This is a genomic window from Bartonella vaga, assembly GCF_037070895.1.
GTDB lineage: Bacteria > Pseudomonadota > Alphaproteobacteria > Rhizobiales > Rhizobiaceae > Bartonella.
On record NZ_JAYMZK010000008.1, the window covers coordinates 25,299 to 41,210 of the forward strand.

The window sequence follows — 15,912 nt, forward strand, 5'->3', positions numbered from 1 at the left end:
TGGAAAATAAATCGTGTAATTCTATATAGGGTGTATTTTAATAATAACAATCATAAGTTGTATAATATTAATGTTTTTTATATTCTTTGACCAATTGCCATTAGCTATTCCTGTGAAAGGAGTTTATAAAAAAGTTTTTTATTTCAACATTCGGGTAAAATTATGGATATCGTTATCGTTGAATCTCCGGCAAAAGCAAAAACAATTAACAAATATCTTGGATCTCAATACAAAGTAGTGGCGTCATTTGGACATGTTCGTGATTTGTCTGCAAAAGATGGTTCGGTTCTACCAGATCAAGATTTTTCTATGAAATGGGATATAGATTCTACTTCTGCTAAGCGTTTGAATGAAATAGCAAAGGCCGTCAAAGAAGCCGATAGCCTCATATTAGCAACAGACCCTGATCGTGAAGGAGAAGCTATCTCGTGGCATATTCTGGATGTTCTTCGTCAGAAAAAAGTTTTAAAGGATAAACCTGTTAAACGGGTTGTGTTCAATGCTATTACCAAAAAATCTGTTCTTGATGCCATGAACAATCCACGTGATATTGATATATCACTTGTAGATGCCTACCTTGCACGTCGCGCTCTTGATTATCTTGTCGGTTTTACACTCTCACCTATTTTATGGCGTAAACTTCCCGGTGCACGTTCAGCAGGCCGCGTTCAATCCGTTGCTTTGCGTATTATTTGTGATCGTGAATCAGAAATAGAACGTTTTATAAAAGAAGATTATTGGACCATCACAACAGATTTAAAAACCATCAGAAATGATAATTTCCGAGCAAAACTAACGATGTTTAATCAAAAAAAGATCGGAAAACTTGACATTCAATCACAAGAGCAGGCAGATCAAATTTGCCTTATGTTACAGGAAGCAAAATATCGTACACTAAGCGTTGAAGCAAAACCAACGAAGAGAAATCCTTCTCCTCCGTTTACAACCTCCACTTTACAACAAGCGGCTTCTTCAAAACTAGGCTTTTCCGCCTCTCGCACTATGCAAATTGCTCAAAAACTTTATGAAGGTGTTGAGATTAATGGTGAAATAGCAGGGCTTATTACCTATATGCGTACTGATGGTGTACAAATGGCACCAGAAGCCATTGATTCAGCACGAAAAGTAATTCATAAATCATTTGGAAGTGATTATCTTCCTGAAAAGCCTCGTTTTTATTCAACAAAAGCAAAAAATGCACAAGAAGCGCATGAGGCTATTCGCCCAACAGATTTTCAACGCCTCCCTAATCAAGTATTTAATTTTCTCGACAGCGATCAGGCAAAGCTTTATGAACTAATATGGAAACGCGCCATTGCCAGCCAAATACGTTCTGCTGAAATTGAACGTACAACTGTTGAAGTTGAAGCGCAGCAAGGAACAAACCGTGCAAATTTACGTGCAACAGGCTCTGTTATTCGTTTTGATGGTTTTATTTCTGTCTACACTGATCAACGAGAGGAAGGCAACAGTGAAGAAAATGAAACGACATGTTTGCCACAAATTAACGCTAATGAAGCGCTTACAAAAGAAAAAGTTGAATCTGTGCAACATACTACAGAACCGCCTTCCCGTTATTCTGAAGCTTCCTTAATTAATAAGCTTGAAGCATTAGGAATTGGTCGGCCCTCAACCTACGCATCTACATTAGCGACATTGTGTGATCGTGGATACATTATAATTGATAAACGAAAACTGATTCCTGATGTTAAAGGACGTATCGTTACAGCTTTTCTTGAAAATTTTTTTAATCGCTATGTAGAATATGGTTTTACAGCAGATCTTGAGGAAAAACTAGACCTGATATCGGACGGAAAACTTTCTTGGAAAAATGTATTGCGTGATTTTTGGGATGAATTTTATGCGTCTATTACTAATATCCAAGAGCTGCGCATAACAAATGTGCTTGACGTTTTAAATGTAACATTAGCACCTCTCATCTTTCCTATACGTGAGGATGAAAGTGATGTTCGTTCTTGTCCTCTTTGTAAAAATGGTGAGTTATCGTTAAAATTAGGTCGTTATGGTGCATTTGTTGGTTGCTCCAATTATCCCGAATGCAAATACACACGCCAACTTGGAACAGAAGCAGAAGAAGAAAATAAAGTTATACGCAATGATGAACCTATTATGCTTGGTGTCGATCCAACAACAGGAAAAGAGATCTCTCTTCGCAACGGGCGTTTTGGCCCCTATATTCAACTTGGTGATAATAAAGAAGTTAAGCGTGCAGGACTGCCACGAGAATGGCAAGCAGACAATGTGTCCCTTGATAAAGCTTTGGCCTTACTATCATTACCTCGTGAAATTGGCATACATCCTGAAACAGGAAAAATAATCACAGCCACGATTGGGCGATATGGTCCCTACCTTATGCATGATGGCAAATCTGCTCCCCTCCCCCATTCCGATGAAGTTTTTGAGATTGGCATCAATCGTGCTGTTATACTGCTTTCGGAAAAACAAGAAAATAAGACAAAGCGAGTCAGAGCAACACCTGCAACACTCGTAACATTAGGGGAACACCCAGATGGAGGTTCTATCACTGTACGCAATGGACGTTATGGGCCATACGTTAATTGGGGTAAAATTAATGCAACATTGCCAAAAGACAAAGATCCGACTAGTATAACATTTGCTGAAGCGTTAGAACTTATATTGGCTAAAGCATCTAGCAAAAAGACAACTTCGAAAAGAACTTCTTCTTCCAAAAAAGAGACATAATTTTGGCTAAAGGCGAAAAAAAAATAAAATATTTTCAATCATTCAATATAGAACAGCTGCCCAAAAAAGCAGAAATTCTTTCCTTCATTAATGAGAATCCTAACCTATCAAGTAAACGCGAAATCGCGAAAGCTTTTAACTTAAAGGATGATTCTCATATCTGGTTAAGAGATGTATTGCGTGAGTTGAAGGATAAAAACTTAATATTAAAACAACGCAAGAAAGCAATAAACAAAGGAAAGTTGCCACCGATTTCTGCAGTAAAAATTAGTGGGCGTGATGAAGATGGAGGGCTTATCGCACAACCTATTGAGTGGAAAAATTCTTCCAAACCAAATATTGAAATACTCCCTTTTCATCGCATAAAAGGAGTAACTATTGGTGTTGGAGATCATGTTCTTGTAAAAATTTGTAGAAATAAAAGCGCCTCTTACTCTTATACAGGACGAATTATTCGTAAAATTGATGAGCCCCAGAAGAATACATTTGGTATTGTGCGAAAATTAGAAAATGGTCAATGGCGACTCGATCCTATAGAACGAAAAGCTAATGAATTGATTATTGATATATCCTCAGAAATGAAGATAAAATCTGGAGATCTTGTTGAAGTAGAAATCCAAAAAAATACTGATTATGGATTAAAAAGTGCACAAGTAAAAAATGTTTTAGGATGCATTGATAGTGAAAAAACACTCTCAATGATTGCTCTTCTTTCAAAGGGAATTCCTTATACTTTTCCTGAAGATGTTCTTAAGCAGGTAAAGAATATAAAACCTGCTAGCATCGATAATCGTGAAGATTGGCGACAATTACCGCTTGTTACAATTGATCCACCAGATGCAAAAGATCATGATGACGCTGTTTATGCAATAAAAGATACAGATCCTACAAATAGTGGAGGTTGGATCGTTGTCGTTGCGATTGCAGATGTTTCTTACTATATCAAAACGGGAAGCGCTTTAGACAAAGAAGCATTAAAACGGGGAAATTCTGTTTATTTTCCCGATCATGTTGTGCCAATGCTTCCGGAACATATTTCTAATAACTTATGTTCTCTACGTGAAGGAAAAGAAAGACCAGCTTTAGCAGTCCGTATGATTTTTGACGCAAATGGTAACAAACGCAAACATAGTTTTCATCGTACTATGGTTCGTATAGCAGCTAAGCTTTCTTACCAAGAAATACAATTAGCAATTGAAGGAAATATAAATAAAAAAATAGCTCCTTTTTTCGAGAGTGTTTTGCAACCATTATGGGAAGCTTATGAGTGCCTTAAAGCTGCGCGGAATCGTCGACAACCACTAAAATTAGAAATAGCAGAAAAAAAGGTTATTCTTGATAAAAACGGATGCATTAAAAATGTTTTGATAGAACCACATCTAGAAGCGCATCGTTTAATTGAAGAATTCATGATTCAAGCTAATATTGCAGCTTCTGAAACATTAAAAGAATATAATCAGCCTCTTATCTATCGTATCCACGATAAACCCTCTCTTGCAAAACAAGAAGTACTGAGAAATTTTCTTAAAAGTTTAGGGATATCACTTTCTCGAGGTGCAGAACTTACATCGGAACGCCTTAATAATATTTTAGAGAAAGTCATGAATAGCGAACAACAAGAATTGGTCAATCAAGTCATTTTGCGCGCACAATCTCAAGCAGAATACAACCCTAAAAATATCGGCCATTTTGGTTTGAACTTACAGAACTATACACATTTTACATCTCCGATCCGCCGTTATGCTGATCTTGTTATTCATCGAGCACTTATTAAAGCACTAAAGCTAGGAAATGATAAATTAACAGATACACAAGAAAAAAATCTTGCAGAAATAGCCACACAAATTTCTTTATATGAACGTCGTGCAATGATGGCTGAAAGAGAAACAATTGATCGGCTTGTCGCGCACTATTTAGCTAACAAAATTGGCCACATTTTTACCGGTCGTGTCTCCGGAGTTACAAAAACGGGTCTTTTTATCTCACTTGATAAATTCAATACAGATGGTTTTGTGCATATTTCTACACTTAAAAATGATTATTATTATTTTGATGAAGGACAACATAGTCTTGTAGGAAAGCGCAGTAATAAAGGATATCAACTGAGTGATATAGCAGAGGTAAAGCTTATAACAGTACAGCCTTTTTCTGGAACTTTACGCTTCGAGTTATTAACAAAACCTCGTCCAATATCTTTTTCGTCTATATCCTACCACAAAAGAAAATTTATAACAAAAAAACGAAATTATGCTTTTTATAGAAGAAAAAGTATAAACTAAAATTTAAAACCACTATTACAATTTTTATTATTTTTTATGAGAGAAAATTATGCTGTCCTTTCTCTCTGTTTAATTAAAATTAATAATAGAATCAAAAGCAGCTATAATTTTAATTAAGAGCTTCTTTATAATGAAATGCAATTGTCTGGTTTATATATGGTTATCATTCCTTAGAACATAAAAGCTTATGAGCTACTTATGATCAATAAAAACTATATAAAATCTGGAAGATTTTTTTATATTTAATGAATTAGAAGCTCTGCAAAGGATGGGTGGCATCTTTTTTATTACAAATAAACTTTTCATTAGTTGAATAAACAATAATATGTGTAAGTCATCCCCATAATAAGAAATTTTTGAATAGTTAGCTCATTATTTGCATGCAATGATTGCAACTATTAGCACCGTTAAAATAATATTTGAAAATGAGTAGACAACCTGTTTCAGGCCTTTACACTGAGAAAAATATTTCAAATAGTATCATCAGCTATCATAGAAAAATTTATGGAAATGCTATACTCATTGGGGTAACTGTTATCGAAAAGGTTGTGAATACCTTTAGACCATTTCATTTTTCAACAGCAATGATTTGTTTTTGAGCTTATATACTCTATTTTAGTGTTTGTAGAACTCATAAGAAAATTAATCAGTACTTGACTTTTTGGGGAACATCCGTAGTGTTGCTACAAAATCTGATTACATAAAGAATAGATTTTTGTAGCAAGGTGATATCATTTTCAGTATAAATAGGATTCCTAATTATGGCTAAGGCAGCAACCGTTAAGATCAAGCTTTTGTCAACTGCAGATACTGGTTTTTTCTACGTAACAAAGAAAAACAATCGTACGATGACAGAAAAAATGAGCAAACGTAAATATGATCCAATTATAAAAAAGCATGTTGAATTTAAAGAAACAAAAATTAAATAAGATATTATATCATTTAAGTGATAAATAAATTATACAACTAAAAGTAGATGTGGTTTTATTGCTTTTTAGAATTCTTCTCTAATGGGAGTTAATTGAAGGAAGGGATTTGTTTGTTGTAGTTTATTCTGCTTTCTATGAATGTGATGGGAATATTTTTACCTCTCTGTGTTAATAGTGTGTTTTGTTTAATTTGAGACGTAACAAAAGTGCATTAAGTGTAATAAGTTTCTTCTTAGAATGAGAATACATTTTTTAAAAATAAAAGTACTTTGAAAAATTGTAAGCGATATTCAATAATTAAAGCATGCTACAGTAGAAATTTTTTATTTTATGAAAAAAAATTTTTCTCGTTCTATATTAGGTCGCTTAAACTTAAGTATTATCTTTTTTAGAACTTCTGTTGCAGCTATCGTTCTTATCACTATAGCAGTTTGTTTTAAAAAGGCTCAGATACCTCCCCGAAAAACAACCTTTGTTTCTAAAACAGTTATCAAAGGGAATGCATTGGTTATTGATGGTGATTCAATCTCAATTTCTTCTACCAGAATTCGGCTTTTAGGGATTGATGCTCCTGAGCTTCAGCAATTTTGTGGTAAAAAGCGAACACGTTATCCATGCGGACTTGAAGCAAAAAAATACTTAAGACAACTGATAGCAAGTGATCCTGTTACATGTCATTGGTATAAAAAAGACAAATATCAACGCATCCTTGCAACATGTAAAACAAAGCGAATCAGTAACATCAACGCAACACTGGTACGTAATGGTTGGGCTATAAGTTACTATGATTACCCTAAAGAAGAGCAAGAAGCCAGAAAGAAAAAAAAAGGAATATGGCAATCAAATTTCCAACGACCAAGAGAATGGAGAAGAGCACATTCTCAAGCAGGATAGAAAAATATTTTTTCTGAAATACATTATTTAATCTCAAATTTTCCAATGCAAAAGTCATCCTCTAACCAAATTATCAGACTCGAAAAGAAAATTTATTCCTGTCGTGTTTGTATTCAACAACCACGTTATTTTCCTCCGCTTCCTCATGAGCCAAAACCTGTAGTTTATTTATCCGATACAGCTTTGATCGCAATCGCAGGGCAAGCACCAGGGATGCGTGTGCATGAAAGTTCTATTCCTTTTAATGATGATTCTGGGCAAAGATTGCGTAATTGGCTTAACGTCACAAAGGAGGAATTTTATAACAGATCTTTGTTTGCTATTGTTCCTATGGGATTTTGTTTTCCAGGCTATAATCAAAATAAATCCGATTTACCACCAAGACGTGAATGTTGTGAAATATGGCATGAAAAAGTATTTCAATCTATGCCACAGATAAAACTCGTTCTTGCTATTGGAAGTTACGCACAAAAGTGGCACATTGCAGAGTTAAAATATAAAACCGTTTCAGAAACTGTCAGTGATTGGAAAAATATTCTTTCTATACGCCAACCTCGGGGTTACAATGTCATGCCTTTACCTCACCCATCATGGCGAAACACTTCTTGGTTACAAAAAAGACCATGGTTTAAGGATGAGCTTATTGTGTGTCTTCGTAAGTTAATACGTAAATTTTTATAAACTAAATATTGAGAAAAAACATGGATCGTCTGGATCAAAAAATTTTATATCTTTTGCAAGAAAATGCGACGCTTTCTGTAGCTGATATTGCTAAAAAAGTTGGACTTTCAACCACTCCTTGCTGGCGCAGAATTCAAAAACTTGAAGAAGATGGTATCATTCAACGGCGTGTTGCCGTTCTTTCTCCAGAAAAAGTAAATGCAAACGTTACTGTTTTTGTTTTTATTCGCACAAAAATACACAACCATGAATGGTTTAAGCACCTTTCTAAAATTGCGCAGGAATTTTGTGAAGTGATTGAATTTTACAGAATGAGTGGAGATATAGATTATTTATTGCGTGTTGTTGTTCCCAATATTGAAGCTTATGATCTTTTTTACAAGAAATTGATTGCTAAAATTGATGTTAGTGATGTTTCATCCTCTTTCGCAATGGAACAAATTAAATACACAACCAAACTTCCACTAAATTATATAAAATTGCGCAAAAAAAGTGAGTGAAGAAAACTTTTAAAAACTTCTTTTAGGCTTTAAACACGTTGTCATAACCTATGTAATCAAAGTTTTTTATTAAAAAACCGCCATCTGTGTATGCGTTAATACAGCAGCCTTGACAATACCGGCCGCCATGGCTGCTCCTGTCCCTTCACCAAGTCGCATTTCAAGATCTAAAAGTGGTTCCTTGCCAATTTTCTTTAAAAGCTTACGATGTACTGGTTCAGAAGAAACATGTCCAACAAGAGTATGATCAAGAGCTCTTGGATGCATTTTATAAAGTACGGCGGCGGCAGCTGTTGCTACAAAACCATCTAAAATAACCGGTACTTTTTCCATTCTTGCCGCTAAAATGGCGCCAACCATAGCGGCAATTTCGCGTCCTCCTAAGCGACGCATTATTTCAAAAGGATCCTTAAAATGATTTTTATGTAAAGAAACTGCTACTTTGACCGCTGCCATTTTACGTTTATAAAACTCTCCTTCAGAGGCCATACCTTTTCCTGTCCATTCTTCAACCTCTCCACCGAACAAGGCTAAACATAAAGCTGAAGCTACTGTTGTGTTTCCAATGCCCATTTCGCCTATACATAAGAGATCTGTTCCACCAGCAATAGATTCCATTCCAAATGCCATTGTAGCAGCTGCACTACGCTCATCCATTGCTGCATCTTTGGTAATATTCATTGTTGGATATTCCAGTGCTAAATCAAATATCTTCAATCCAAGATCATAAGCTACGCAAATTTGATTAATAGCGGCACCACCAGTTGCAAAATTTTGTACCATCTTTTGAGTCATAGATTGTGGAAATGGTGTAACATTTTCTTCTGTAACGCCATGACTTCCAGCAAAAATAGCAACCAAGGGTTGCTTTATAACAGGCTTTTCTGTACCCCTCCACCCTGCATACCAAACTGCAATATCTCCTAATTTTCCTAAAGCTCCCTGAGCTTTCATTAATTTTATCTGCCGTTTTTTTGCCAAAGTTATAGAAAATTCATCAGCATTAGGTAAATTTTTGAGTAAAGTACGAAAATCATCAAATGGACTAACGGTCATAAAAATACCTTCTTAAAACTACAATGTTTAATTAGAATCGATATGAATAATTTATTGTTTTTTTAATAGCGTTTTAAAAACATTAAATATTGATTATAAAATTTATTTTTATATATTTCAGAAAAAATGAATTTTTATTAATTTATAAGTTTGAAATATTATAAACCTCTCATCCTATATTTTATCTTATTATTTTAACCTATTTCTATATTGAATAGCATTGATCAACACACTGCTTAACATGGAGGAGTGATATGCTTCCATAATAAAACAGCTTTCTGAAACTCATGCATTTGTTTTTTTAAAAATCTTCGCTAAAAAGTAAAACTTTAGAAAACTTGGGCATTAACATACGTTAATCTGTAAATTAGCATTAATTGAGAGCAGAAAAAGCCTCTTTCAAAACATGCACACCTGCATCTGTTTTTGTTGCATCATTTGATAATATTTGTCGCCATCGACGGGCACCATCCCGACCATGAAATAAACCAATCATATGACGTGTTACATGAGAAAGCCGCCCTCCTAACGCGATATGTTGGGCAATATAATCACACATAGCTTCAATAAGATCATCATCATTAAGGTTATTTTGCGCTTCACCATATATTTCAAAATCAATATACTTTAATAAAGTTGGATCATGATAGACTTGTCGACCAACCATTGTAGCATCACACAAAGTCAAATGTTCTTTTATTTCATAAATAGATTTAATTTCTCCATTTACTCCAATGAATTTATGAGGATATTTACGTTTCAAGTTATAAACTCTTTTATAATTAATCGGAGGAATATTTCGATTTTCTTTCGGGCTTAATCCTTGTAACCATGCTTTGCGTGCATGTACCCAAAGTCCATCACAGCCAGCATTCCAAACTCGATCAGCTAAAAGATCTAAAGCTAATTCTTCATCCTGCTCGTCTACACCAACACGACATTTAACAGTTATAGGTATAGTAACCGCTTGTTTCATTGCTTCCACAGCTTTTGCCACAACTTCTGGTTGCAACATTAAGCAAGCACCAAATATACCCGCTTGAACACGATTTGATGGGCAACCAACATTGAGATTTATTTCATCATAACCAAAATCTACAATAATTCGTGCAGCCTCCGCCAACTTTTTCGGATCTGCTCCCCCTAATTGCAACGCAATTGGATGTTCCTTATAATTAAAAGCCAATAGCGTTTCGCGAACACCGTGAATTACAGCATCGGCTACAATCATTTCAGTATAAAGGAGCGCCTTTTTCGTTAAAAGTCGATAAAAAAATCTGCAATGTCTATCTGTCCATCCCAACATAGGCGCTACCGCAAATTTTACTGATGATGGAGGATTATAAACTATCATAAGAATATTACTTTCCTGTTTCCACTAATTGCTTTCTATTCACACAGACAGCTGTCTATTTTTTCTCTTTCAAAGAAAGTCTTAGTTCCCTTTAGTAGCCCTTAAAGATATAAAGCCTTTTATTCATTTAATTACCTTTCACAATTGATCTAAAATTTTGTAAAAACCCTAAAATACAATACAAATTCCTAACAGGATAACTCCTGAATACATAGTCATGTAGTTAGTTTATAAGATGCGAAATGGTAATATGAAAATTTTGTTTGAATGGTTTTTCTTACCACCTATACTATCCTTTAACGATTATAGCTACATTATCCTAAATAGTATCTAAAGATATTCTCGATCTAATAAGAAGGAACGAATAGCATTATATGAATCTCATAGTTATTGCGTATTTTCCTTTAATTTATTGCGTGGATAAATATTACAATAAGGTGCTACTGTGAATTTGTCTCTTTTTGACTTTGCATATAAGTAGAAAGAGCATTAGCCTCTTTCTTATTAAATAAAAGTCCAAGTTTTGAACGACGCCATAATATATCTTCACATGTTATAGCCCATTCTTTTTCCATTAACCACTTTACTTCTAATTCATAAAGTCCATGTCCAAAATCTTTTCCTTTATCTGCCTTAGCATTTGCAAATATCACAAGAGCCTCAGAACCATAAGAGCGTGCAAGTCTGCGATACGTAAAATCATCTAAATCCGAAATCAAAAGAGCGATCTTATTTTCAATTGTATCTAGCTTATTGCATGGAAAATCTCCCCCAGGAAGTATTGAATTTTTTGTCCATGGAGCTCCCTTTGTCCCAAGTGCTTTTTCCACAAATTTCATCGCCTCTTCAGCTAACTTGCGATAAGTTGTAATTTTACCACCATAAAGATTAAGAATCCGTGGTTCATTCTCTTTTCCCATTTCTTTCAAAACGTAATCACGTGTGATTTCTTGTGCTTTTGAAGCTCCGTTATCGTAGAGTGGGCGAACACCAGAGTAAGTCCAGACAACATGTTCACGCAATATGGGTTGTATGAAATATTCACTCGCTGCTGCACAAATATAATCAATCTCTGTGTCCGTAATATGGACATCAGAAGGATTACCCTGATAGTCACAATCTGTTGTTCCAAGCAATGTAAACTTTTCTTGATATGGAATAGAGAATATAATACGACCATCATCGTTTTGAAAAATATAAGCACGGTCATGAACATAAAGTTTGGGGACAAGAATATGAGAACCTCGGATAAGTCGTACGGGTGGCTGCTCTTTACAGTCTAATACATTTTCCAGAGTATGATTAATCCATGGGCCTGTCATATTCGCTATATAAGAAGCTGTAATGCAATATTTCTTGCTATTTAATTTATTTTGAAGAGTTACAAGCCATTTGTTTTCTTCTCTCTTCAAAGAAAGAACCTCTGTCCGTACTATTATATCAGCACCTTGCATTTCTGCATCACGAGCATTGGCAATTACCAAACGCGCATCATCTACTCTTGCATCAGAATATTCAAAACCTTTCTGATACTCCTTCTTAAGTATAGAGCAAAATTTTTTTGAAAAATTAACTGTTTTAGTGCGCCACAGTTTTTGATTGCAGTTACCTAGATAATCATAAATGAAAAGCCCTAAACGTAGCATCCAAAAAGAACGCAACTCTTTATGATAAGGAAGAAGAAAACGTAAAGGACGCACAATATGTGGGGCCATACGCCAAATAATTTCTCGTTCTTTTAATGCTTCACGAACTAATCTGAATTCGTAGTGTTCAAGATAACGAAGACCACCATGAATAAGCTTCGTCGATGCGCTCGATGTTCCTGATGCGAGATCATTCATCTCCGCCAATCCCACTTTAAAACCACGTCCAGCTGCATCTCTCGCCAATCCAGATCCATTTATTCCTCCACCAATGATAAACAGATCGTAATGCGTTGTGGTTTCCATAATTTTTCTTTTCGTATTAGATTTCATTTGTTTCATTGTGCTCAATAAAGAAATGATAAAAAGTCAATAGAAATACTTTTAATTGAATTATCAATGTGCTTTTTTCCACAATAAATATATATAATAAGCCCTTTGATACCATCATCAAAGAAAGCAATATTTGAAAAAAGAGGAAAATTCAGCTGTTAAGGAACATAATTATCATAAAATACGCACTATATTAAATTTTCTTAGAAAAAAATTGATCTTTTTTCTTAAACATACTAGATTTGCAGCATTTAGTTAAATGTTTTACTGCATATATACAATTAGTTTTCATGTAATTTACTCAATATTATAATAAAAATATAAAGCAATATAAATGACCTATAAGTCTCAACACTCAAAAATAATGCGTCTTACACAATTTTCAGCAACAGTTGTATTAAGTATTTTACTCTGCTCATCCTCTTTATCAAATACAACATCAAGCGAAAAAAAAGAAAATTATTTGAACGCAGAAAACTTTAAGACACAACTTCTGGAAGATTCTACTTTTTTATCTAAACTTAAAGAAAAGATTACACCACACATCGATGATCATGATATCCAAAAAATTGTAAGAGATTATTTGCTCGCTAATCCAGAAATTATGATTAAAATGCAATTTATTCTTCAAGAAAAGCTGGAAAAACAAAGAGAGCAAGACGCCAAAGAACAAGCATTAATAATTAATTTGTTAAAAAATGAAATTTTCAAGTCCCCTTATGATGCCGTTTTGGGAAATCCAAATGGCAAAAGAGTGCTTGTTGATTTTTTTGATTACAACTGCAAATATTGCAAAATATCTTATTCTTACATAGAAGACTTAATAAAAAAATATCCGGATTTGCGGATTATTATCAAAGATTTACCAATTTTGGGCCCTGATTCTATAGCAGCGCACACTGTTGCCTATGCTTTTCGACAACAGTTGCCAGAAAAATATCCTCAGTTTCATAAAACACTTCTAAATAATAAAAGCCGCGCGACTGAATCTAACGCTATAAAAATAGCAATTTCATTAGGAGCTAATGAAGAAAAACTTCGCAATGCAATAAAAGATCTTAGTCCCCAAAATTTATTTAAAGAAAATATGCAGATTGCTTCCGCAATCAATATTACAGGTACACCATCTTATATCATTGGTAATAAAGTATTCATCGGAGTCGCAACAAAAGATATTTTAAAAGAAGCCGTAGAAAATTTGCAATAAACATTCTTTTTAATATCATCATATTTATTAAGAATAGGGTCAATTAGGTGATTTTATGCTTCCTCTTTTTTAATAACAGGCTTATAAGTGCAAGCTTATGTAATAGACACTGGTTTTGAATTGCAAAGTATAATTTTAGAAAAGTAAATAAGTTTTAATAGAATCTTCAAAAAGGACATCCGCAATCTAGAGATATTCAGTCATGAAAATCAAAAAATGACGATCTTTATTGATCCAGGAGTTAGGAATAAAATGGCAACAAAAAAAACGGACGTGGCAAAACATACTGCAATTAATACAAAAATTATCCGTGACCTTGCAGAAATTTTGAATGATACAAATTTAACCAATATTGAACTTGAACAAGGTGGACTTCGTATTTGTGTATCACGTCAGAATGCCTCTATCACTCCCGAGCAAACGATCTATGCTCCCATTTCTACACCTACTATATCCGTAGCTCCTTCAGCACCAACAACTGAAACTCCTACACAAGAAGATAAATCAAAGAATGCAGTAACATCTCCAATGGTTGGTACAGCGTATCTTGCACCTTCACCAGGTGCACAATCTTTTGTAGAGGTAGGGCAAAATGTTTCTGAAGGACAAACGTTACTTATCATTGAAGCGATGAAAACAATGAATCAAATTGCATCACCACGCTCAGGCACAGTGACCGCTGTCTTTGTTAAAGATGGCCAGCCCGTTGAGTTTGGTGAACCACTTGTAGTTGTTGAATAAAGCGAGGGGTAGCTATGATTCGAAAAATCCTCATTGCTAATCGGGGAGAAATTGCTCTTCGAGTTCTACGGGCTTGCAAAGAACTTGGAATAAAAACCGTAGCCGTTCACTCTACTGCTGACGCTGATGCAATGCATGTTCGTCTTGCTGATGAGAGTGTCTGTATTGGTCCTCCTCCAGTGTGCGATTCTTATTTGAGTGTTCAGCAAATTATTGCTGCGTGCGAAATTACAGGAGCTGATGCTGTTCATCCGGGGTATGGTTTTCTGTCTGAGAATGCAAAATTTGCAGATGTTTTAGAAGCACATAATATCACGTTCATTGGGCCAACAGCTGCACATATTCGAATCATGGGTGATAAAATTGAAGCAAAAAAAACCGCCAGAAAACTTGGAATTCCTGTAGTTCCTGGTTCAGAAGGCGCAATCACTGAAGAAGCAGATGCTTTACGCGTCGCTCATGAGATTGGTTATCCAGTTATTATTAAAGCTTCTGCAGGTGGTGGTGGACGTGGTATGAAAGTCGTCCATTCTGAAAAGGAGTTTTCTATAGCTCTCAAAACAACCCGTTCAGAAGCCAGAGCGGCTTTTGGTGATGACGCAGTATATATCGAAAAATACCTAGAAAAACCTCGCCACATTGAAATTCAAGTAATAGGTGATGGAGCGGGAAATGCTGTTCATTTAGGAGAACGCGATTGTTCACTTCAACGGCGTCATCAAAAAATATGGGAAGAAGCCACGTCACCTGCACTTAATGAAGTGAAACGCAAAAAAATTGGTGATATTGTCGCTAATGCCTGTGCAAAACTTAAATATCGTGGAGCGGGTACCATTGAGTTTCTTTATGAAAACGGCGAGTTTTACTTTATTGAGATGAATACGCGCTTACAAGTCGAGCATCCTGTAACTGAAGCCATTACAGGTATAGATTTAGTGCATGAGCAAATTCATATTGCTTCAGGTTGTAGCCTTTCAGTTAGACAAAACGATATCTGCTTTTCTGGCCATGCTATTGAATGCCGTATTAATGCGGAAGATCCTATTAATTTTACGCCATCACCAGGAACTATTACACATTTTCATACACCTGGCGGATTAGGCATTCGCGTTGATTCAGGGGCTTATTCGGGTTACCGTATTCCTCCTTATTATGACAGTATGATTGGAAAGTTGATTGTTCATGGACGTACTCGCTTAGAATGCATGATGCGTTTACGACGTGCTTTAGATGAATTTGTAGTTGATGGAATAAAAACCACATTGCCTCTCTTTCGCGATCTCATTAATAATCAAGATATAGCAGAAGGTAATTACAATATTCATTGGCTAGAAAAATACCTTTCTAATCAATCAGCTTCTACAGATTCATAGTATGATAACCAAATGGGAAATTTTCACTAACGTTTCTATTAATTATTAACGTGAGAATAATATCCAACATTGCTGTAAATTATAATAAAAAACTAAAGAAGCTGATTATTTTATAATTTATAATATAATTTTTAAAATATGCGTAAAAATTGATAATTTTCTATTTTTCTTTTTGTGAGTTTGTGCTACCAATCA

At 34.9% G+C, this 15,912-nt stretch carries 12 protein-coding genes; 9 read left to right on the forward strand and 3 right to left on the reverse strand.

Translation table 11 applies throughout. The features are described from left to right. Positions 1-162: 162 nt before the first annotated feature. From topA to WCP76_RS05530, 6 genes are all read left to right on the forward strand, one after another. Entirely contained in the window at positions 163-2,724 is a 2,562-nt protein-coding gene (gene topA, locus WCP76_RS05505) for a type I DNA topoisomerase (protein WP_336294684.1), read from the forward strand. A gap of 2 nt (positions 2,725-2,726) precedes the next feature. Further along, positions 2,727-5,003 carry a ribonuclease R gene (gene rnr, locus WCP76_RS05510; protein WP_336294685.1) on the forward strand — a complete coding sequence of 759 codons (2,277 nt, stop codon included), beginning with the start codon at positions 2,727-2,729 and terminating at the stop codon, positions 5,001-5,003. A 761-nt stretch (positions 5,004-5,764) separates the two neighbouring features. After that, positions 5,765-5,932: a 50S ribosomal protein L33 gene (gene rpmG / locus WCP76_RS05515; RefSeq protein ID WP_336294686.1), complete on the forward strand. Its 168-nt coding sequence runs from the start codon at positions 5,765-5,767 to the stop codon at positions 5,930-5,932. 330 nt (positions 5,933-6,262) lie between these two features. Continuing rightward, on the forward strand, positions 6,263-6,826 hold the full coding sequence (locus WCP76_RS05520; protein WP_336294687.1) for a thermonuclease family protein: 564 nt from the start codon (positions 6,263-6,265) through the stop codon (positions 6,824-6,826). Between the two features lie 45 nt (positions 6,827-6,871). After that, positions 6,872-7,507, forward strand: coding sequence for a uracil-DNA glycosylase family protein (locus WCP76_RS05525; protein ID WP_336294688.1), 636 nt, complete (start codon positions 6,872-6,874; stop codon positions 7,505-7,507). Between the two features lie 20 nt (positions 7,508-7,527). Further along, positions 7,528-8,007 (forward strand): Lrp/AsnC family transcriptional regulator, encoded by a 480-nt coding sequence (locus WCP76_RS05530; protein WP_336294689.1) that lies wholly within the window; start codon positions 7,528-7,530, stop codon positions 8,005-8,007. A 69-nt stretch (positions 8,008-8,076) separates the two neighbouring features. Here WCP76_RS05530 and cobT read toward each other — a convergent pair whose 3' ends face one another. The 3 genes from cobT to glpD all read right to left on the reverse strand — a co-directional run bounded on the left by cobT (position 8,077) and on the right by glpD (position 12,396). Continuing rightward, a complete protein-coding gene (cobT, locus tag WCP76_RS05535; RefSeq protein ID WP_336294690.1) occupies positions 8,077-9,063 on the reverse strand; it encodes a nicotinate-nucleotide--dimethylbenzimidazole phosphoribosyltransferase in 987 nt (328 codons plus the stop codon). 373 nt (positions 9,064-9,436) lie between these two features. Further along, on the reverse strand, positions 9,437-10,417 hold the full coding sequence (dusA, locus tag WCP76_RS05540; protein WP_336294691.1) for a tRNA dihydrouridine(20/20a) synthase DusA: 981 nt from the start codon (positions 10,415-10,417) through the stop codon (positions 9,437-9,439). Positions 10,418-10,857: 440 nt separating this feature from the next. Beyond that, positions 10,858-12,396 (reverse strand): glycerol-3-phosphate dehydrogenase, encoded by a 1,539-nt coding sequence (gene glpD / locus WCP76_RS05545; RefSeq protein WP_336294692.1) that lies wholly within the window; start codon positions 12,394-12,396, stop codon positions 10,858-10,860. 334 nt (positions 12,397-12,730) lie between these two features. Between glpD and WCP76_RS05550 the strand changes: the two genes are divergently transcribed. From WCP76_RS05550 to accC, 3 genes are all read left to right on the forward strand, one after another. After that, on the forward strand, positions 12,731-13,603 hold the full coding sequence (locus WCP76_RS05550) for a DsbA family protein (RefSeq protein ID WP_336294693.1): 873 nt from the start codon (positions 12,731-12,733) through the stop codon (positions 13,601-13,603). A 252-nt stretch (positions 13,604-13,855) separates the two neighbouring features. Continuing rightward, on the forward strand, positions 13,856-14,344 hold the full coding sequence (gene accB / locus WCP76_RS05555) for an acetyl-CoA carboxylase biotin carboxyl carrier protein (protein WP_336294694.1): 489 nt from the start codon (positions 13,856-13,858) through the stop codon (positions 14,342-14,344). Positions 14,345-14,358: 14 nt separating this feature from the next. After that, the gene (gene accC / locus WCP76_RS05560) at positions 14,359-15,717 is read left to right on the forward strand and encodes an acetyl-CoA carboxylase biotin carboxylase subunit (RefSeq protein WP_336294695.1); all 1,359 of its coding nucleotides are present in this window, start codon (positions 14,359-14,361) and stop codon (positions 15,715-15,717) included. Positions 15,718-15,912 lie beyond the last annotated feature (195 nt).